This is a genomic window from Micromonospora inyonensis (assembly GCF_900091415.1).
Lineage (GTDB): Bacteria > Actinomycetota > Actinomycetes > Mycobacteriales > Micromonosporaceae > Micromonospora > Micromonospora inyonensis.
This window is the reverse complement of the sequence record NZ_FMHU01000001.1, coordinates 2,878,726-2,898,937: the sequence shown is the minus strand read 5'-3', so window position 1 is coordinate 2,898,937 and position 20,212 is coordinate 2,878,726. Positions and strand designations below refer to the sequence as shown.

Here is a 20,212-nt window from a genome sequence, read left to right as displayed (position 1 = left end):
TTTCTCCTCACCGGCCCCGGCGGCCCCGTCGCGGGTGTCGGCGTCGACACCCGGGACGGGGCCTCAGAGGTCCACTGGATCCACCTGCGGGGCGGCGCCCCGCTGGGTCGGTGGGGTGACCGCGGGCCGGGTCCGGCGTCGGCGGTACACCAGCCAGAGGGGCGGTACGGCCGCCACGGCGACGGTGGAGAGCAGCGCCGCCCAGGCGGGCAGCCCCCACGGTTTCTCGTCGGAGGTGGCGTGGCTCTCCAACAGCACGTCGTGGTCGACGGTCCGGCCGAGCAGGTCGGCGAGGACGTCCAGGTACGTCTCGCCGTGCCGTTCACTCGGCTCGATGTGGGTGTTCTCGCTGAACTCGTTCCAGCTGATCACCCCGAGGGCGTCCGGCGCGGAGTGGCGGGCGGCGGCGAACGAGGCGCGCAGCGTGTCGCCGTCGCGCCGGTCCACGTCCCGCCGGCCGCCGATCATCCGCGCGTCGAAGCCGGGTGCGACCGGGGCGATCCAGAGTCCACCGGTGTGCTTGACCGCCTCCGACATGGCGGCCAGCTTCCGGTCGGTCTTCTCCTTGACCGGATCGGCGGAGGACCAGTAGTACGCGTGACCGTCCAGCACGCCACGGGTGTCGGCCACCGCGTCGACGTTCTTGGCGTTGCCGAGCACGAGCAGACGGCGACGGGCCTGCCCGACGGTGTCGTCGATCTGCTCGGCGGTGAACTTCTCGCTGCCCGTCCAGACCACCACCGGCCGGTCGAAGATGTCGAACACCGGCTCGGTGGCGTACCGGTCGGCGAAGTGCCCCAGGTCCGCGCGGACCGTCGCCAACGGCAACGGGTCACGGGCGAAGTCGAGCCCCTGGTAGACGATGCCGAGCTTGAAGTCCTCCCGCCGGGCGATGTCGACCAGTGCGGCGAGCCGGGCGTCGAGCTGCGGGGTGCGCTTCCAGGAGACCAGGAACCCGTCGATGCCGGCGGCCTTGGCCATCCGGACGTGCCGGCGCAGGATCTCGGTGTCGTCGCTGGAGTACCGCCCGAGCAGCGGGTAGTCGGTCTTGGCCCGGTTCCACGAGCTCGGGTTAAACCAGATGTAGTAGTAGGCGAGCACGGGCACCGGGGCGGACTCCCCGGCGGAGGCCCGGCCCGCCGCGGCGGCGACCTCCTGCGCCGGGACCGGGGCCCAGGGTGGCGCGCCGACCGGCGCGTCGGCGGGAGCCGTCCACGGAGCCTTCTGCGGCGGGGCGGCGGCCAGCCGGTCGGTGACCGGCGGCGGGGCGGCGGCGGCCGACCGGTCAGCGACCGGCAGCGGGACCAGCAGCGCCACCAGCCCCACGACCGCGACGGCCGCACCGCGACGGCCGCCGCTCCGGCCGGCCGGGCGTTCCGGCATCCCGGCGGCCGCGCCGTTCGCCTCCGAGGAGCGGGTCGCGGGTGCCGTCGGGACGGGGACCGGCTGCTCGGGCACGCCCGCTCCGGAGTCCGCCGGAGCCACCGGGTCCGCCGGGTCCGTCGGAGCCGCGCGGCGCCGGGGAACGGGTAGCTGGAGCCAGGACGGCCGAGACGGCCAGGACGGGCGGGGCAGCCGGACGAGCGCCCGGCACAGGTGCGGGCGGCCGACCAGGACCAGGCCGAGCGCCACGGCCAGCACGCCGAGGACCACCAGGCTCAGGTCGAGCGGGCTGATCACGCTGAGCACCACCTGCTGGTCGCGGCTGATGCTGACCGGACGTCCGAAGGAGACGCCACCACCGGCGACCTTCACCTCGTACGTGCCCCGGGGCAGGTCGGGGACGAGGACGGTGCCGTCGCCGGCGAACCCGAGCCGTTCGACCCGGCCGTCCGCCCGGGTCAGCTCCACGCCGTCCCCGGCCCGCCGGCTGAAGACCATGTCCGCCGCGCTGAAGGTGACCTTGAAGAACAGCAGCTCGATGACCCACGCCTGCTGGGTCCACGGCACGAACCGCTGCGCGGCCCGGTTCACCACCGAGGTGCCGTCCACGATCACGCTGTCCACCGCGTAGTAGAGCTGCTTCGACGCCAGCCCGCGCGGGCCCTGCTGGGTACGGCTCTCGGCGACCCAGCGGGGCCGGGTCAGGTCCGCCCCGCTCAGCTCGTGGATCTCCCCCGTGCTGCTGCGCAGCCGCATCGTGGTGATCCGCTGGGCCGGGACCGGGGTGCCCAGCCGCTCGACGAAACTCCACGAGACCCGCCGGATGGTCCGCAGCCCGACCTCGACGACCCGGTGCACCCCGGCGTCCGGACTGCCCCGGAAGCGGTCGAAGACCACCCGCCGGTCGGAGCTGACGGCCGCCGGGGCGACCGCGATCCGGTCGGCGAGACCGAGGAAGTTCCGCACCCGGACGGAGATCCGCCCGTGGACGTCGGAGCGCACGGTGCTGCCGTCGACGGTGACCTGGACGCCGGCCAGCGGCGGTACGGTCTGCATGCGTAGCACGCCCGGCCGGCGGGAGGCGGGACCGTCGGCCACGGCGGCGACCGGGGTGAGTCCCAGCACACCCGCCGCCACGGCCAGCGGCAGGAGCAGGCGACGGAGCGGCCCGGTCACCGCGACCTCCGTCCCCGCAGCGCCGCCGTGGCGACCAGCGCCCCAACCAGGGCCACCGCGACGGCGTACGAGGTGTAGACCGGTTCCGGCCGGGGTCGTTGGACCGCTGGCGGGTTCCGTTCGGCGTCGAGCAGCACCGCCGGGCGGGGTGGCGACTCGAAGTCGAACGCGCCGAGGAAGTTCGCCGCCTTCCGGTCCCGGTCGGCCAGGGGTCGCAGTCCCCAGTTGGCCTGGATGAACTTGAGCACCGAGGCGAAGTCGAGGGTGGTGGAGTCGACGTACCCGCGCCGGGCGTACGGACTGACCAGCAGGGCGGGCACCCGGAAGCCGTAGCCGTACCTGTCGACCTGCGGCGGGGTGACGTGGTCGTACCAGCCGCCCCAGTCGTCGTAGGACCAGAAGAACGCCGAGGAGTCCCAGGCCGGGGAGCGCATGAGCTGGGTCAGCAGGGAGCGGACCAGGGTCTGCCCGGCCCGGATGTTGCCCGGCGGGTGTTCGCTGTTGCCGGCCGGGGCGACGAACGCCACCGCCGGCAGGTCGCCCTTCGCCGCGTCCTCGTAGTACTCGTCCAGGTCGACGATCTTGCTGGACAGCTTCGGGTCGTCGATGTAGCGGGCGTACGCCAGCAGCGGCACCCAGATCACCTGCGCGCCCCGGTCGATCTCCTCCTCGGCGGTACGGGTCCGGAAGGTGATCGTCGGGTCGTAGTTCTGCACGTAGAACTTCCAGGAGATGCCGGCCGCCTCCAGCCGGTCGAAGATGGTGGGGATGTTCCCCCAGCCGCTCGCCGGGATGGTCTCCGCGTCGCCGTACGCGCCCGGCCCGCCGGTGACCCGGAACATGTGGTTGCGGATGCTGCCCGAGTTCGACGAGCTGAAGAAGCGGTCGAAGATGACGTACTCGTCGGCGACGTTCCAGTAGTAGGGCATCTCCCGGTCGTCGTAGTAGGCCATCGCCATGGTGCCGTCCTTGCCCTGCTTGCTCACCCCCTCGACGAAGCCGTCCATCTTCCCGCCGTTGTACTGGGTGCGGAACGCCTCGGCCGAGTGGTCCAGGTCGATCGCACCCCGGTCACCGATGTGGAACGGCTTGACACAGGGTTCGGGCTGACCGCGCTTCACCGGCATGCAGACGCCCTCCGGGATGCCGTCCACCCCGGGCCGGGTGCCGAAGTAGTTGTCGAAGGTGTGGTTCTCCTGCATCAGGTAGACGAAGTGCCGGATCGGGGTGGTGGTCGCCGGCTGACCGTCCGGGGCGGCGGCGACCGGGGCGGTCACGGCGGGCGCACCGGCCGGGGCGAGGGCCGTCGGGGCGAGGGCGGTTGGCACGGCGGCCACGGCCGGTGCGGCGGCGATCGGCGCGGCGGCGGCGAGCAGGAGGGCGAGCGTCGCGCCGAGCGGACGGCGGAGGGAGCAGCGGCGTACCCGGCTCCGGGCGAAGTCGATCATGGGCGCACCTCGTAGATGATGATCACGGGGACCGGGGTCCGGTCGGGGCCGTCGACGTACTCGGTGTGCACGACCCGGCCGTGGTACCGGCGGACCAGGGTCAGCAGCCGATCCGAGAAGTACGTCGAGCGCCGGGCGGAGAACGAGTCCCAGACGACGTAGTGCAGGTCGTTGGCGCGCAACGAGGCGTCCGGGTTGTGCAGCGGCGTGTAGGACGGGTTGCGGTGCAACGGGTTCGGGCTCACCGACAGCCCGTAGCTCTGCCGGCTGCCGTAGTAGCGCACGATGTTCGCCATCGACGGCCCGACGGTCAGGATCACCGAGCCCTCCGGGGTGTTGGCCGCCAGCCAGCGGCCGGCCTCCCGGCCTCCGGGCACCCCGCCGGAACCGGCGAGGAAGGTGGTCCGGCCGGCGTGGTTGACCGCGTTCCAGCAGGGCCAGAGAAGGCTCGCCGCGACCACCGCCACGGCGGCCAGCCGCACCGCCGGGACCAGCCGGGCCGACCGCACCCGCCGGATCAGCCGGGTCGGCACCGGCAGGGTCAGCAGCGCCCGGGCGGCCAGCAGCACCAGCGGCCCCGCGACCGGCAGCAGGTACTGGAAGCCCTTGACCGGCCAGAGCTGGAAGAACACCACGGGCACCCCGATCCAGCAGAGCAGCAGGGTCTCCCGCCAGGACCGGCGCCGGCGGGCCCACCAGAGGCCGCCGAGCGCCGCCACCAGCACCAGCGCCCCCATCGCCGCCGGGACGTTGTCCAGGTAGAAGTCCATCGGGTGGTTCGGCCGACGGAAGAGCTGCCACACCAGGTAGTTGCGGCCGGTGCTGCTGCGTCCGGCGAGGGCCTGGGAGAGCGGGTGCACCGCGAAGATCGCGGCGAGCACCGGCAGCGCGGCCAGCGTGGCCCGCACCGGCCGGCGCACCATCGGGGTGAGCGCGAGGAAGGCGTACACGCCACCGGCGAGGACGACGCTGGTCTCCTTGGTGAGCATGGTCAGGCCGAGCATCGCGGCGGTGGCCAGGTACCAGGCCAGCCGCTGCGCCTGCACGAACCGGACCAGGCAGTAGAGGGTCAGCGTCGCGAAGAGGACCATCGGTCCGTCCAGGAGGACCTGCCGGGTCACCACCACGTGGTACGGCATGACCGCCAGCAGGAGCGCGGCGACCAGCCCCACCCGCCGGCCGTAGAGGCGTGCGCCGAGTGGGTAGACCGCGAGCACGGTGGCGACGCCGAGGACGACCACCACCGCCCGGCCGACGACGTCCACCTCCCCGGCGCGGAAGAACGGCGACAGCAGCGCCTGGAAGAGCATCGGGTGGGCGCGGAAGACCGGGAAGAGGTCGGCGTACCGGGGGTTGCCGGCCAGGGAGGCGGCCTGCCCGGCGTACACGGCCTCGTCGCTGTTGAAGCCGAGCGCGTCGAGCTGCCAGGCCCGGACGACGGCGGCGAGCGCGGCGATCGCGGTGAGGACGCCGAGCGCGGCCCAGCGCCGCCGGGTGGCGGCCGGTCGCCCCGGTGCCGCCGCCGCGCCGTCGGATTCGGCCGACGGTGCCGGCAGCGTTCCGAGCCGCTGTCCGGGTGGGGTCGTCGGAGAGGTGCCGGTCGTGCTCACCCGGCGCCCCCGGTAGCGACCAGGTGGGCGTCCCACCGGGGCCACACCGGCGACGGTACGCCGCCACGGCGGGACGCCTCGCCCCGCTCCTCGCGGAGCAGGCGGGGGATCTCGTCGGCCCATCCGAAGCAGTCCGAGGAGACGACCCGGCCCCGCACCGTGGAGAGGAAACCGGCGAGGATCTCCCGTTCCCGGTGCCGGAGCTGGGTGTAGCCCTGACCGTCGATGGTGATGGCGGGGGCGAGGTAGCGGAACGGCGGGAAGCCGTACGCGTCGTCGGTGTTGTCGATCATCCGTTCCAGGGTTTCCGTCGGGTCGAGATCGCTGATCCCGGGCGCGCCCCGCTCGATGACGAAGAGTTCCTCCACCCGGGTGCTGGTGCCCATCCGGCACGGCACCAGGCGGTCCACGCTGTACTTGGGCGGCGGGACGAGCAGCTGGGTGAGCGCGTTGATGCCCATGATCGGCAGGTTGAAGCGGGCCAGGGCCAGCGCCAGCGACCGGCCGCCCCGGGAGTGCAGGCGGCTCTGGATCTGGAGCCGCCGCCACTCCCGGGGGGTGAGGTCCTGGGCCTGCACCGCGCGCAGCGTGTGCGCGCTGATGGTCAGCGGCTTGGGGAAGCAGAGCGCGACGCCGTCCGGCCGGACGATGGTCATGTCGTCGGAGAGGAAGAGCCCGCCGTGGTCGCGCAGCAGGCGCAGCACGGTGGCGGTCTTGCCGGTGTCGGTGAGCGCGGAGAGCATGACCCCGACGCCGTCGAGGGTGACGCAGGCGGAGTGCAGCAGCATGTGCCCCCGGGACACCATCACGAAGCGGAGCAACGCCTCGATGATGTTGGTGTAGACCACGTGCGGGGAGCGGGCCAGCAGCGGGCCGACCTGGATGTCGATCGCCTGCCCGAGCTGGATGCGGAAGTTCGCCCCGAGCCGGCCGAGCTGCTCCTCGTAGCGCAGCACCGACTGGCTGGCGTACTGGGTCATCGCCGCGCGCCGCTGCGGACCGCGTCCGCCCACGTCGGCGACCCGGACGGCGATGTCCACGTCGGCCCCGGGCACCCACTGCGCGCGGAAGAACTCCAGCTCGGGGAGGCGGATCTGGGAGCCGATGGTGACCACACCGGCGACGTCGTAGCGGTACTTGAGGTACTGGTAGCGACGACGCGACGGCGTGGGCAGCGTCTCCGTGCCGCCGACGGCGACCAGCATCCGCACCGGGTCGCGACGGCCCCGGTCGTCGGCGGTGTAGATGACCCGGTCGTTGACCAGGAACCGGAGCAGGAAGAGCGCGCCCAGGGTGACCGCGTTGGCGGCCAGCACCCCGACCCCGGCCCAGACCAGTGCCTGGAGCACCGGCAGGCGCAGCAGCAGCAGGGCGTTGTTGAGCAGGAAGAAGCGGGTGGCGCGGGCGGGCAGCCCGGCCCGGCGGTTGCGCCGGTAGATGAGGTTGTCGACCAGGAGGAAGTTCCACGAGGTGGAGACCTGGGTGGCGACCGCCGCGCCGAACAGGTGGTGCAACTGGGCGGGTTCGTAGCAGAACCAGAGCACGGCGGTGTTCACCACCATGCCGGAGAGGCCGACCAGCCCGAAGGCGACCAGGCGGCCGAGTTCGTGCAGGCGTTCCCGCAGGGTGCGGGGGCGGGTGCGGATCTGGCCGACCAGCCGCTGCCCCCGGAGCCGGGACAGGTGGCGCAGGAAGGTCAGCCCCTCCCGCAGTGAGGCCTTGGAGCGCCCGGCGTGCCGGGTCGCCATCTCGTACGCGACCTCGGCGACCCGCGCGCCCGGGTGGCGGACCAGCAACTCCAGCAGGACCTTGAAGCCGGTCGGGTTCATCCGGTCCAGCCGGATCGCGTCACGGCGTACGGCGAACAGGCCGCTCATCGGATCGCTGACCGTGGCCAGTCGACGCGGGAACAAGCTCTTGACCAGCCGGGTCGCCCAGGACGAGGTGGTCTCCCGCACTGGGCCGTCCAGTCCCTCCCGGGAGCCGTTGCCGGCGTACCGGGTGCCGATCACCACGTCCACGTCGTGGCGCATGGCGATGGCGGCGAGCATCGCCGCGGTCTCCGGCGGGTGCTGGAGGTCGGCGTCCATGACCAGGATCCAGTCACCCCTGGCGTGTCCGGCTCCGAGCAGGACCGCCCCGCTGAGGCCACCGGTCCGCGCGTGCGCGGGTCGGTGCAGCAGGCGCACCGGCAGCGGGGCGTCGAGCGCGGCGCGCGCGAGCACGGCGGGGGTGTCGTCGTCGCTGTCGTCGACCACCAGGATCTCCGCACCGAGCGGGGCGACCAGCGGGATGAGCCGGGCGATCAGCAGGGGTACGTTCTCCGCCTCGTTCCGGGTGGGCACCACGACGCTCAGCCGGGGTGGCCGGTCGTCGGCCGGCCCCCCGAGGTCCTGCGGCACCGCCGCGGGACTGTCCGGCGCCTGCCTGGTGGCCGAATCGAGTACGGCTCTGGTCATGCCCACCCCTCACGGTCGAACCGAACGCTGATCGAGCCATTCGTCCGACCGGCGGGCAGCACGTGAGGAATTCTCTTTCGAGGAAATCGTCACCGCCGACGCGACTGCGCCAGATCCGCCGGTTGATGGCTCGGGCAGCGGAAGCGTACGAGCGGTGAATGGGGCTCGTCCATTATGGGAACAGTCGACAACGCGACAGGCGGGCAGGCGTTTTCCGTCGCGACGCGTTCACGTTTTTGTGGTCGTTTCTCCAGCTCAAGCGCCACGAAGATCAGATTGTCGCGACTGGTTGAACAATTAACCACAGCGGCGCAACGACGTCGACGGCAGAAATTCCAAATCCGAATCATATTCGGGCGCATGACGGGCCTCACGGGTGGCCGTGGCGTGCTTGGGTAATCCATCGAGGGCCACCCGGAAACGCCCGGAGTCACCGGTCGCGGCGGCCGGACGACGACTCGGCGGACGCATTCCGCAGCACATCAACGCCCCGGCGCAGCGGAGGGCGGCGCACCGGGGGGCGGCACGTCCCGCAGGTCCGCGACGGGTTCGGAGAGCCCGTCGCCGCTCCAGTCGCACCAGGTCCCCGACGGCACCGGGTTGCGGCAGCCGGAGGACGCCTCGATCGAGGTGCCCTCGCCCCACTCGTTCCACGTGGTGATCAACTGCCAGCGCGCGCCGGAGGCGTTCATCCGGGTCAGGCCGGACCGCCAGCGGTCCCGGTTGCGGGCGAGGAAGGGCGCCTGCCCGTACGCCAGGCCCGCCTTCCAGAAGCCGGGCGAGACGGTGTACGAGCCCTCGCCGGGGGCGGCACTGAAGTCGCTCTCCGCGCGGTCCGGACCGTACTGGTGCCACCCGTCGACGCGCGGGGTGCCGGCACAGGTCCGGAAGCCGGGGAAGACCTTGAGGTTGACGTGGACGGTCTCGCCGTAGCGGCGGGCGAGCAGGTCACGGGCGGCGTTCCAGCGGTCCACCGTGGCGCAGCCCAGCTCGGTGGTCAGGTCGTTGGCGTTGTAGACGAAGACCACCATCCCCTTGCCGGGCAGGACGGCCAGCGGGGAGCGCGCCCCGCCGTAGGTGGCCCGCAGGTAGTGCAGGTCCTCGGTGATCCGTTCGACGTCCGGCTGGGAGGTGCTCTCCGGTTCGTAGTAGGGGGCCCAGGAGAAGCCGGTGTTGCGGGCCCCGGCCATCATCGCCGGCCAGTGCCGGTCGGTGGTGCTGCCCCGGCCGAACCAGGAGGCGACGCCCAGGGTGATCCAACCCTCGCGCATCTCGGCGACCTGGGACCGGACGGTCGCCTCGTCCACCTGGTAGAGGCCACGGGTGGGCCGGTAGTTGGTGAACGGGTCCAGCCCCTGCTGCCGCCACGCCTCGGGGAACCACGGGTAGTAGAAGGCGGCCCGGACGACCGGTGCGGCGCGGACGACCAGCCGCACCTCCACCTGACGGGCCACCGACGCGCCCACGCCCTCGACGGTGAGGACGAAGGTGCCGGGACGCGTGGAGATCGAGGTGTGCAGGGCCAGACGGGCGGACTCACCGGCCGCGACGGTGGCCGGGGTGAACACGGCGCCGACCCCGGCGGGCAGGTCGGTGACCCGGAGGGTGATCGGCTGCGATCCGCCCGAGACGACGGTGGTGCCGATGGTGAAACGGGCCGGGTATCCCGCGGTCACCGTCACCGACGCGGGCGCGGCGGTGAGCGCGAAGTCGTCCACCGCGACCCCCGGGGGCGCGGACCGGCCGACCACGGCCGGTGCCGAGCGCGCCGACGAGGGCGCGACGACGGGAACCACCATGGTCAGCAGGACGGTGACCACCACAACCAAACGACGAGCCATTCGCCCAACTTAGAGGGCTTATGTCCGTTTTATCGGCAGTGACACGCCCGCCTACTCACGGACGCGACCAGTCGAAGCCCATGCCCAGCCGCTCGGCCAGCGCGTCGTTGTACGGGGCGAAGTACGTGCTCAGCTCCGCCCGGACCGCCGGGTCCATCGCGCTGCTGCGCCGGTCGTTGAACACCTCGAACCGGGCGAGCTGGTGCGGCGGCAGGCCGAGGAAGTCCAGCACCCGGGCGTACGTGGCGGCCGGCTCCCGGTAGAGCGTCTCGCTGGGCAGGACGAGCATCTGCTCCCGGTCGAAGCGGTCCAGCCAGGGTTCGAGGTGTTCCAGGTAACGGCCCCGGGCCCGGTAGGTGTACCAGTCGTACGCCTCGCTGACGTACGTCGGCTCCGCGACCAGCCGCACCCGCTCGCCGGCGGTCCGCTCCTCCTCCCGCGCCAGCGCCTCGGCGAACTCCAGTGGCTCCTTCCCCTCGGTACGCCGCTCCTTCCAGTGCGAGTACGCCCGCTCCACCGGATCGCGGAGCAGGAAGATCAGCCGTACCTCGGGGAGCAGGTCGGCGACCCGCTGCGGGGCGAGCGGGTGGAACATGTACAGCGGCGCGGCCTCCCCCACCCGGGTCGGCCCACCGTGCTTGCGTTCCAGCGCGCGGCGCTGCCGCTGGGTCGGGAAGTGCGAGCGGTACCACGCCTCGCCCCGGCCCCAGTTCTCCTCGAAGTAGTGCGAGGTCTTGGTGTTCCACGCGGGGAAGAGCCGGGGCACCAGGGGGTGCTCCAGCAGGTACCGCCAGAGCGAGGTGGTCCCGCCCCGCTTCGTTCCGGCGATCAGGAAGTCCGGCAGCGGACGCTGGTCGCTGGTCCACTCGCCGTAGCGCACCAGTGAGCCGCGTACCCGCGTCCGCACCCCCGTGGGCAGCACGCTCTTGGCCCGGTCCCGGATCGTCATCGCATCCCTCTCGTTCCGCCGGAGCCGGCCACCGCCGCCCGGTCGGGTGAACCCTCGTCCTGCCGGTGCCGGGGCGTCGGCCGCAGGGTCGCCGCCGCGGCCCGGACCACCCGGCGGACCCGGCGGTCGAGCAGCAGCAGGGCGCAGCCGACCACCAGCAGCGCCACGGTCAGGGCCAGTCCCGCGACGCCCCGGCCGGCCACCGTCGCACCGAGGGTGGCGAGCACCAGCGTGCCCGCGCCGGCCAGCGCCCCGGCCTTCAGCAGCGCACCGGTGAGCAGCGGCTGGCCGATCGCGATCCGGGCGGCGCGGGCCGCGAGCAGGTTCTCCACCACGATGCCGACCGTCCAGGCGACCGCCGCCCCCAGCACGCCGTGCCGGGGCACCAGGACCACGGCGAGACCGACGTTGAGCACCAGGCCGGTCGAGGCGGCCATCAGGTGCCTGCCGCTGTTGCCGCTCATCAGGAGCATGGTCTGCACGATCCCGACCCCGGAGTTGACCATCATCGCTCCGGCCAGCACGGTCATCGCGGTCGCGCCCGCACCGAACTCCGGCCCGAACAGGCTCAGGAAGCCCGGGGCGAAGAAGCCGAGGATGAGGTACGCCGGCCAGGAGAGCACCATGATCATCATGGTGGTCCGGCGGTAGACCTCGGCGGCCTCGGCCGTCCGGTCCTGCCCCAGCAGCCGGGACAGCTGCGGCGCGACCGCCACTCGCAGTCCCTGCATGACCAGCAGTCCGGCGAGCACGTACCGGCCGACCCCGCCGAGCACACCGGCGTCCGCCTGCCCGGCCAGCGCCGTGGTGAGCAGCACGCTGAGCCAGAGACTGCTCGCGTCGATGGTCGCCGACGCGGCGCGGGGCAGCGCGAAGCCCCAGAACGTCCGCCAGTCGGCCCGCTCCGGCCGCAGCACGGCACCCGAGGTCAGCCCGAGCGGACCGAGCAGCATCGCCGCGCAGGCCAGCACCGCCAGGGCGGCCGGGAACAGCCATCCGCCGAAGGCCAGCACCACCCCGGCACCGCCGACCACCGCCGCCGCCACGAGCACCGGCCGGGCCAACGGCACCAGCACGTACTGGACGGCCACCACGGCGGTCACCGGACGCACCGCGCGCACCGCCGCGACCAGGACGGTCATCGCCACGGTCAACGGCAGGGTGGCGAACGCCAGCCGCAGCAGCGCCGGCCCGTCGCCACCGGGGCGGTCGAACAGGACCGGGGCGAGCGGTCCGGCCAGGGCCACCCCGGCCACGGCCACCACGGTCGACCCGAGCAGGGTGGGCACCAGCGCCACCGGGAGCAGCCGGGCGGCGTCCCCCCGGGGGCCCAGCCGTCGTCGGGGCAGCGACCAGACCAGGGCGGTGTCCGCGCCCGCGCAGCAGAGCACGCCGACGATCGTGACGACGCCGATCGCGGTGAAGATCGCCCCGGAATTGGTGGGGCCGAACCCCCGCACGATCACCAGGGTCAGCACGAAGCCGAGCAGCCCGTTGACGGCCGCGCCGGCCAGCCCGACCGCCCCGTTACGGGTGCCGCGCCGGACCTCTCCCCCGGCGGCGGCCCGGTCGGGTCGGTCAGACACCCCGCCCCCGCCGCTGCGCCAGGCTCAGCACCCGCTCCCCGGAGACCAGGCCCAGCGCCACCGGCAGGGTCACCAGGACCCGCTTCTCGGTCGGGTTGAGCCGGACCACCCGGACCAGCTCCCGCAGCGCCTCGCCCCGGCGGTGCCCGGAGGCCAGCGCGAAGGCGATCTGGCCGTGGATGCGGGCCAGGCCGGTCCGGCTACGGGCCAGCTCGGGGTGCTTGGCGAGCAGGTAACGGGACGCCTCGACGATGACCGCCCAGCGCCCGAAGAAGAACGACCCGCCGTGCCAGTCGACCACCACCAGCACCTCGGGGGCGATCACCACCGGCCCGTGCGCGGCGACCCGGAGCAGCCACTCGTAGTCCTCGCCGTACCCGCCGGGGATCTCCTCGTCCACCGGGCCGATCGCGTCCCAGGTCGACCGCCGGACCAGCATCGTGCTGGAGTGCACCTCCATCACCCGGTCGGCGAGGAAGTCGTCCAGGACCACCTCGTCCCGGTCGAGACGGCGTTCCTTGGCGATGCCGGGGCCCTGCAACCGGATGCCGCAGCTCGCCGCCGCCGCGTCCGGCCGCCGCCGTAACAGCTCCACCTGCCGGCTCAGCCGGGCGGGGAGCCAGAGGTCGTCGTCGTCGCAGAACGCGATCAGCTCGCCGGTGGCCACGTCCGCGCCGGTGTTCCGCCCGCCGGGCAGCCCCTGCCGGTGGGTGTTGTTCACGTAGCTCAGCGTCCGCCCGTGCTCCGGCAGCCGGACGTCCAGCGGCCGGATGTCGCAGTGGTCGTAGACCACCACGCACTCGATCTCGCCCGGGTAGTCCTGGTCCAGCACCGCCTGGACGGCCCGCTCCAGCAGGCCGGGACGGTCCCGGGTGGCGATCACCGCGGTCACCCGCGGGTACGTCTGGTCGGTCGGTGCCCGGTCAGTCACGTCCATCCCTCGTCAACACGAAGCCGACCGGGTTCACCCCGGCGGCACGGAGCCGCTCGACCACCCGGCCCAGATGGGCCGTGCGGGTCCGGTCCCGGGCGGTCACCAGCACCGCGAGGCCGGCGCGGGCGATCCGCACGCCACGGTCGTCGCGGGTGGCGGCCGGGGCGTCGAGCAGCACCAGCCCCTTGTCGTCGCCGGAGTCGAGATCACGGATGAGCCGGACGACACCGGTGCCGATGCGGACCGTCCGGTCGTCGGTGGCGCCCGGCCCGGTCGGCGTGCCCGGCGTGGCCGGGGTGGCCGCAGCGGTCGCGGCGGTCGCCGCCACCGGGGCCGGCTTCGGTGCCTCGTTCGCCGTGCCGGAGCGGTACACACCGCCGTTCTTGGCGTCCGGTCCCGGGCTGGGCCGGGGCTTGCGCACCGGCGTGATCAGCACCGTGTCGTCGGAGCTGCCCCCCGCCGGGACGCCACCCGCCGGCCGGGACGAACGCACCGGTGTGATCTGCACGGTGTCGTCGGGACCGCTCGTCGCGCCGGAACCGCCGGCCGGGCCGGACGAACGCACCGCCGAGATCTGCACCGTGTCGTCCATCGACCGGGACGGGCTGATGCCCTCGGCGACACGCGGTTTCGGGATGACCTCGACGGCCGCCTTCGCCACCGCCGCGGCCGGAGGCTTGGTGAGCTGGGGACGGGTGGCCGCGACCGCCGGCGGGACGCGCCGCTGGGCGGCGAGCAGGACCGGCCGGATCTGCTCCAGGCTCTCCGGGGAGCTGCCCAGCCGCACCTCGTGCCCGGCCTCGGCCAGGGCGGCGGCCAGCCCCGCGCTCACCTGGGCCCGGCCCTCGTCCTCGTCGCTGGAGAGCACCACCAGCGGGACCGGGGCCGGCCGCTCGACCCACCGGTTCAGCGCCAGGGCGAGGTACCGCATGTCGGACGTGGCGGCGTCGCCCTTGCCCCGGTGCACCGTGCCGAGCAGCGGCGCACCGATTATCTCGGAAGCCTCGTTGGCCGAGCGCACCCGACGGTCGACCGCCTCCCGGACGAAGGCCAGCAGCGTGCCGAGCAGCGCCCCGCCGAGCAGCCCGGCGAGGACGTAGATCGGGGCCGAGTCCCGGTTCGAGGGGACCGGCGCACGGGCGGCGCTGGTGACCGAGCCGGGGCTCAGGTCCGCCGATGCGATCTTGGAACGCTGCTCGGCGAGCTGCGCCAACTGGTCGTTGAGGGCCCGGATCTGGTCGAGCAGCGCGCTGGTCCGGGGGGAGGCGTTGGTGGACCCCTCCGCCGGCAGGGCCCGCTGGGTGGTGGTCCGCTGCGTGGTCACCAGCGCGATCGTGTCGTCGTACGACTTGAGCACGGCGGCGCGCTGGTCCTCGTACATCCCCTTGCGGTGGCTGAGGTACGTCTCGGCCGCCCCGTTCGCCCCCGCGACCGCCTCCCGCTCGCTCTCCCCCGCATAGCTGAACCGCAGGAGCTGACCGCCGACCGGCGTCTCCACCTTCAGCGCGTTGGCCACGCCCTCGACGTCCCGACCGGTGATCTGGGCCACCCGGTCGATGACGTCGTTGCTGGTCGCGATGCCGGTCTCGGCGGTCATGTTGACCGCCCGGTCGGCGCCCCCGGCGGGCAGCGAGAACGGGTCGGTCACCACCGGCCGGACCACGACCACGGTCGTCGCGGTGTAGACGGCCGGAATGAAGACGAGGTAGGCGACGATCAGGAGCAGCAGCAGTCCCATCGCGGCGAGCACGGTGCGCCAGCGGCGCAGGGGGATCCGCGCGAGATCTGCCAGCCCGACAGGGCGTGGTCTGGCGACGTCGGTCGCGTCCATCAAACAGGTCCTCTGGGGTGCGGCGGGGGCGTACGGAGCCGGTGGTCGACCCGCACTCGCGGAGGGTCGTTCCTCCATTGTCGTCGATGGTCCGGCCCGGGTCCGCCCCCCGGTCATCCGGAACTCGGTCGGATCTCCTACCGACGCCCGGACGGCCACCGCCGTGAGGGGTGGCCGGCCGGGTGCGTCGGTCGTCCCGCCGGTGCGCCAGCGGCGCACCGGACATGGTCAGGACGTGGCGTAGAACAGCGTCGGGCTGTCCCAGTCCGTGTCACGCGTGCCCGTGGCGAGCTGGACCGCGGCGGCCCCGTCCACGGCCGTCCCGTCGAAGGGCACCGCCCACAGGTTGCCGGGGCCGAGCAGGGAGTAGGTGCCGTAGACGATCCGGCCCCCCGCCCAGGTCATCCCCCGCACCGAACCCCAGCTGACGCCCTGGCTCGGGACGGTGAACTCGGAGGCGCCGATGGTGTAGCCGTCCGGCTCCAGGTAGCGGTAGTACAGCGTGTTCTGCCCGGCCTTGGTGTAGTACATCCGCCCGTCCAGATAGAACGCCCCGCTCATGGTGGCCGTGTTGTACCAGTCGTTGTAGCCGCTGCCGAGCCAGGACGCGCCCACCGTGCCACCGGTGAACGTCGAGATGTGCAGGGAGCTGGTGGTCTGCAGGCCACCGTCGACCTTCGACCAGTAGAGCTTGTTGTGCACGGCGAACGCCGCGCCCGCACCGGTCAGGTTCGGCTGGCTGACCACGCTCGGCGTGCCGAGGGTCGCCGCCCCGTCGAAGGGCACCCGGGTCAGCTGGCCGTCCCGACCGCCGATGTAGAGGTAGCCGGGGACGGTCTGCGGCGCGTTGACCGCCGGGACGACGCGACCGCCGGCCAGCGGGAAGAGGGCCATCCGGCCGTGGTACTCGCCGCCGGTGCCGTCGTTGTCGAAGCCGGCGTGGATACCGGTGCTGCCCCGCCACAGCTCCCAGACGATCGGACCCCAGTTGGTGGTGCCCGCCGGTGCGCCGGTGCGCTGCGGGTTCCAGGCCAGCGGCATGCCGTTGATCGGGTCGAGCGCGCCGTAGCCGTACCGGTCGATCGCACCCGGGCCGGCCGAGTCGTTGCCGTTGGTGTTGTTCAGCCAGCGGAAGTGCCCGGCGACGTAGACCACGTTGTCCGCCACCTCGACCGAGGTCACCGAGTCGTGGCCGGTGTGGTTCACCCAGGTGCCGTCGATCGCGCTGCCCCGGGTGTCGGTCTCGAACCGGGCGATCGTGTCGCAGTACGCCCCGCTCGCCCGGCCGCCGTCCGCGACGATCACGAAGTAGCTGCCGCCGTCGGCGAAGTCGACGTCCCGGGCGTAGAACGGGAAGCTCGCGCTGGAGCAGGGGTGCACGTAGCGCTGGGTGCTCCAGTCGGCGACCGCCGGGGTGCCGTCCAGCTCGACCATCACCACCTGGTTCCGGGACTGCCCGTTCACCACGGTGAAGTTGCCGACCGCGACCAGCGTGCCGTTGTCCGGCGACACGTCCAGCCCCCAGACCAGCTCGGTGCTGGTGCGGGCCACCGACGCGTCGATCTGGAAGGTCGGGTCGATCGCGCCGGTCGTGGCGTTGAGCCGGGCCAGCAGCGAGTGGGAGGTGCCGTTGACCCAGTGGAAGGCACCGGCGATGTACAGGTGGTTGCCCCGGACGATGGTGCGCCGTACCTGGCCACCGTCACTGCGGCCGACCCAGGAGCCCACCGTGGCGCCGGTGGCCGGGTCCAGGGCGACCAGGTTCTTCCGGGACACCCCGTTGACGGTCTTGAAGTTCCCGCCGGCGATCAGCTTGCCGTCCGGGTTGACCGCGAGCGCGTGCACCGCGCCGTCCAGCACCGGCGCGAACGAGGTCTTCAGCGCACCGGTCGCCCGGTCGTACGCGAAGAGGTAGTTGCGCGCCGTCCAGGTCGCCGCACCGGGGCTCTTGACCGAGGTGAAGCTGCCGCCCGCGTAGATCGTGTCGCCGATCTCGGCGAACGCCTTGACGTCGCCGTTCTGCGCGTGCGGGGTGGTGTCGGACGGGTTCGCCGAGGTGAGCGTGCTGACCACCGGCGTGAGGCCGGTGGCCGCGCCGGGGGTCGCCACCAGGAGCGTGGCGACCAGGGCCGGCGCGGAGAGCGCGGCGAGCCAGCGGACCGCGACCGAACTGCGGCCCGGTCGGGTTGACGTACTGAGTGACACTGGGCGGCCCCCAAGGATGAAGTGATACAGGCGTAGCTTGCTGCGCCGGTGACCGGCGCGCATCACCCGACTGGTCCGTACGTGCCGTAACTCGGCCGTCGCGGACCGTTCGGGCATCAGGTCGGGTTCGTCCATCGAAACGGCTCCACCTCCTTCCGGGCGGAGACCGTCCACCGGGTGGCCAGGAGGAGGTCCGCCTCGCTGACCTGGTCCGCCTCGCGGGCCAGGACGAGCTCCCGGCGGTCCAGTTCCCGGGCCATCTCGACCTGGTGGTCGTCGACGTGTTCGCCGTAGCGTCGGCGGCGGGGCACGTAGATGGCGCGCTGGCCGGCCCGAAGCGCGGTCAGCGCGGAACCGACCCCGGCGTGGGTGACCACCACGTCCGCCTCCCGCATCGCCTGCTGCATCTCGGCGAAGGGCACCTGCGGGCGGGCGTCGGCGGGCATCCGGGGAATCCGCGTCGACCCGACCTGCCACAGCACCTCGGCCGACGCGGGAATGATCCGCGTCAGCCGCTCCAGCAGCCGGGGAAACCCGAACTTCTGGGTGCCGAGGGTGACGACGACCCGGGAGACCTGCCGACTGGCGGCCGACTCCCGGGCGACGTAGGCGTCGAAGATGGAGCCGCCGTAGCGCCAGCAACCGTCGGCCCACGAGGGGTACTGGGTGTACAGACCGGTCCCCGGCATCCGGGCGACCATCCGGCCGGTGAGCGACGGGCCCGTCGTACGGGTTGCGCTCTCGATGTAGTGGCAGGCCACTCTGGACCGGACCGCCGGGAGGAAGAACGAGGCCGCGACGCTGGCACCAGTGCTGACCACCTGGCTGAACCGGCCACCGCGCAGCACCCGCCGGGCCGCCACCAGGTCGCGTACCGCGCCGACCAGGTCCCGGCTGGTGGCCTGGGGAACGTGGATGACCTCCGCACCGTCGAGCAACGACCGGCTCTGCGGGGAGTCGAAGGTCACCCAGACGCAGTCGTCCTGCACGCCGAGCCGGGGTACGAGGTCGTGCAGCTCGGCGAGGTGGCCACCGGTGGAGGCGACGAGGAGCGTGGTCACGGACACCCACCCCGGCCGGTCACCGCCGGCCCGACCGGCAGCACCGGTACGGGCACCGCGCGGACGGTACGGAGGGGGGTCAGCGCCACGGGCGTCCTTCCTGGACGGTACGGACGGTCGGTCGGCCCGGTAGGACGTGGAGCGACGACCCGGCCACCGGACGCACCCACCCGGCGTCCGGCTGGCGGATCCGCGTATCGTGCCCGGCCGGCGGCCGGCATGCCCCGGTCCCGTCCGCGCCCCGGATGTCCCGACGATTCGGGCACCACGTCTCGGCACGGCGGACCACGACCAAGCGGTGACACAGTAGAGGAATACTCGGAATCCCGGTAGGGACGGGCAGCCGATTGCTCCCATTGTGGAGGTTCGGTCGGCCGGTACGGCCCTATCCCAGTCGCACGGCCAGCAACTCCAGAAGGGACGGATGCAGCTTCGGACTCCAGCCCCCACCGCCTGCGGCGAGTTCGGCCGTCCGCAGCCAGAGCTCGATGAGGTAAGCGTCACCCACCAGTCGGCGGCGGTCGGCGTCCAGCCCGAGAGCCGCGCCCTGCCGGTCGAGCAGGGCCCGCATCTGCTCGGCCGCCTCCGCGGCGGGTCGTCCGCCCAGCGACAACGCGGTCTGGAAGCCCTGGTGGGCGAGATCGAAGCCGACCGGCCGGTCGGTGCCGCCGTTCTCCCAGTCCCAGGCGATCAGGCGGCTCCGGTGGGTGCCGAGATTCCACGGCACCCAGTCGCCGTGCCAGTCGCCGAACTCCAGGGCCACCTCGCCGTCCCGGGCCGCCAGCGCGGCCACGGCGTCCCGGACCGGGCCACCCGCGACCTCCGCCCGGGCGGCCAGGTCGGTCAGGAACGGTGAGCCGCGCAGCGGACGAGCCGGGCGGGGCGGACCACCGCGCCGCGCCACCGCCAGCATCGCGGCGATCCGGGGCTCCTCCGGCCGACGCAGGCCACGCACGCCGGCGGGCATCGGTTCGACCACGGTCACCGCGAGGTCGCCCCAGCCCACCTCGCCCAGCAGCCGGGGCGCGTCGGGCAGGTCACCGCCGTCACGGGGCAGGCCGCGCAGGGCCGCCGCCTCGGCCCGGACCATCGCCCGGGTCGCGTCGTTCCAGCCGATCTTCGCGTACCCCCGGGGGCGGCCCCGGTCGTCGAAGATCTGGAGGGTCGGCTTGTGGTGCGGATCGGGCGGCCGGATGCCGATGGCGGCGTGCAACCGGCCACCGAGCACCGAGGCCAGGTGATCGACCAGGAGCGCCTCGGCCGGGTCCACCATGGACGGCACGGAGACCGTCAGCACCGGCATGCCCGCCGCGCCGGTGGCCCCCACCCCGGCGAGCAGACCGACCGCCAGCCGGTTGAGCCGCACCCGGGGCGGCCGGAGGGCGTTGTACGCCCAGGTCGAGGCCGCCCCGACCCGCCGCGAGGCGAGCGGCAGGAGGAACCGGGCCCGCTCCACCGACGGCACCACCGCGTACCGCACGGTCACCGCACCGGCCGCGTCCTTCCGGGTGGCGACGGGCTGCTCCCGCGAGACCGACAACCGCAGCCGGGGATCCGGGAAGACCGCCCGGGTCACCCAGCCGATGCCGTCCTGCCGCTCCCGGGGGTCGCCGTCCCGCCGCTCCGCCATGACCGTGTTGCCCCCTGTCCGCGCCCGCACCCGGACGCCCCGCGCGAACACGATAGGTGACGCCCCGCCCGGCCCGCACCGCGCGCCCCCGCCGGGTCG

At 73.3% G+C, this 20,212-nt stretch carries 12 protein-coding genes; all 12 read right to left on the bottom strand.

All coding sequences use genetic code 11. The features are described 5' to 3' along the window. Positions 1–63: 63 nt before the first annotated feature. A complete protein-coding gene (locus GA0074694_RS33635; protein WP_091457661.1) occupies positions 64–2,559 on the bottom strand; it encodes an endo-1,3-alpha-glucanase family glycosylhydrolase in 2,496 nt (831 codons plus the stop codon). Then, entirely contained in the window at positions 2,556–4,007 is a 1,452-nt protein-coding gene (locus GA0074694_RS13080) for an alkaline phosphatase family protein (RefSeq protein ID WP_091457657.1), read from the bottom strand. The genes GA0074694_RS33635 and GA0074694_RS13080 overlap by 4 nt, the downstream gene beginning before the upstream one ends. Then, a complete protein-coding gene (locus tag GA0074694_RS13075; RefSeq protein WP_141714077.1) occupies positions 4,004–5,617 on the bottom strand; it encodes a glycosyltransferase family 39 protein in 1,614 nt (537 codons plus the stop codon). Before GA0074694_RS13075 ends, GA0074694_RS13080 begins: the two co-directional genes overlap by 4 nt. After that, positions 5,614–8,076 (bottom strand): glycosyltransferase, encoded by a 2,463-nt coding sequence (locus GA0074694_RS13070; RefSeq protein ID WP_141714076.1) that lies wholly within the window; start codon positions 8,074–8,076, stop codon positions 5,614–5,616. The genes GA0074694_RS13075 and GA0074694_RS13070 overlap by 4 nt, the downstream gene beginning before the upstream one ends. Positions 8,077–8,558: 482 nt before the next feature. Then, on the bottom strand, positions 8,559–9,917 hold the full coding sequence (locus GA0074694_RS13065; protein WP_141714074.1) for a glycoside hydrolase family 71/99 protein: 1,359 nt from the start codon (positions 9,915–9,917) through the stop codon (positions 8,559–8,561). A gap of 55 nt (positions 9,918–9,972) precedes the next feature. After that, on the bottom strand, positions 9,973–10,866 hold the full coding sequence (locus GA0074694_RS13060; protein ID WP_091457642.1) for a sulfotransferase domain-containing protein: 894 nt from the start codon (positions 10,864–10,866) through the stop codon (positions 9,973–9,975). Beyond that, positions 10,863–12,452 carry a lipopolysaccharide biosynthesis protein gene (locus tag GA0074694_RS13055; protein ID WP_091457639.1) on the bottom strand — a complete coding sequence of 530 codons (1,590 nt, stop codon included), beginning with the start codon at positions 12,450–12,452 and terminating at the stop codon, positions 10,863–10,865. The genes GA0074694_RS13060 and GA0074694_RS13055 overlap by 4 nt, the downstream gene beginning before the upstream one ends. After that, positions 12,445–13,383, bottom strand: a complete 939-nt coding sequence (locus GA0074694_RS13050) for a glycosyltransferase family 2 protein (RefSeq protein ID WP_245714667.1) — start codon at positions 13,381–13,383, stop codon at positions 12,445–12,447. Before GA0074694_RS13050 ends, GA0074694_RS13055 begins: the two co-directional genes overlap by 8 nt. Further along, positions 13,376–15,217, bottom strand: a complete 1,842-nt coding sequence (locus GA0074694_RS13045; RefSeq protein WP_091457632.1) for a hypothetical protein — start codon at positions 15,215–15,217, stop codon at positions 13,376–13,378. Before GA0074694_RS13045 ends, GA0074694_RS13050 begins: the two co-directional genes overlap by 8 nt. A gap of 228 nt (positions 15,218–15,445) precedes the next feature. Continuing rightward, positions 15,446–17,557 (bottom strand): delta-60 repeat domain-containing protein, encoded by a 2,112-nt coding sequence (locus tag GA0074694_RS13040; protein WP_245714666.1) that lies wholly within the window; start codon positions 17,555–17,557, stop codon positions 15,446–15,448. Then, a complete protein-coding gene (locus GA0074694_RS13035; protein WP_091457629.1) occupies positions 17,539–18,483 on the bottom strand; it encodes a glycosyltransferase in 945 nt (314 codons plus the stop codon). The genes GA0074694_RS13040 and GA0074694_RS13035 overlap by 19 nt, the downstream gene beginning before the upstream one ends. 385 nt (positions 18,484–18,868) lie before the next feature. Then, positions 18,869–20,113 (bottom strand): hypothetical protein, encoded by a 1,245-nt coding sequence (locus GA0074694_RS13030; RefSeq protein WP_091457625.1) that lies wholly within the window; start codon positions 20,111–20,113, stop codon positions 18,869–18,871. Positions 20,114–20,212: the final 99 nt, after the last annotated feature.

Coding starts and splice junctions, on each gene's coding strand:
- GA0074694_RS13080 (WP_091457657.1), bottom strand. CDS start 4,007: ATGATCGACTTCGCCCGGAGCCGGGTACGCCGCTGCTCCCTCCGCCGT.
- GA0074694_RS13070 (WP_141714076.1), bottom strand. CDS start 8,076: ATGACCAGAGCCGTACTCGATTCGGCCACCAGGCAGGCGCCGGACAGT.
- GA0074694_RS13065 (WP_141714074.1), bottom strand. CDS start 9,917: ATGGCTCGTCGTTTGGTTGTGGTGGTCACCGTCCTGCTGACCATGGTG.
- GA0074694_RS13060 (WP_091457642.1), bottom strand. CDS start 10,866: ATGACGATCCGGGACCGGGCCAAGAGCGTGCTGCCCACGGGGGTGCGG.
- GA0074694_RS13045 (WP_091457632.1), bottom strand. CDS start 15,217: ATGGACGCGACCGACGTCGCCAGACCACGCCCTGTCGGGCTGGCAGAT.
- GA0074694_RS13040 (WP_245714666.1), bottom strand. CDS start 17,557: ATGGACGAACCCGACCTGATGCCCGAACGGTCCGCGACGGCCGAGTTA.
- GA0074694_RS13030 (WP_091457625.1), bottom strand. CDS start 20,113: ATGGCGGAGCGGCGGGACGGCGACCCCCGGGAGCGGCAGGACGGCATC.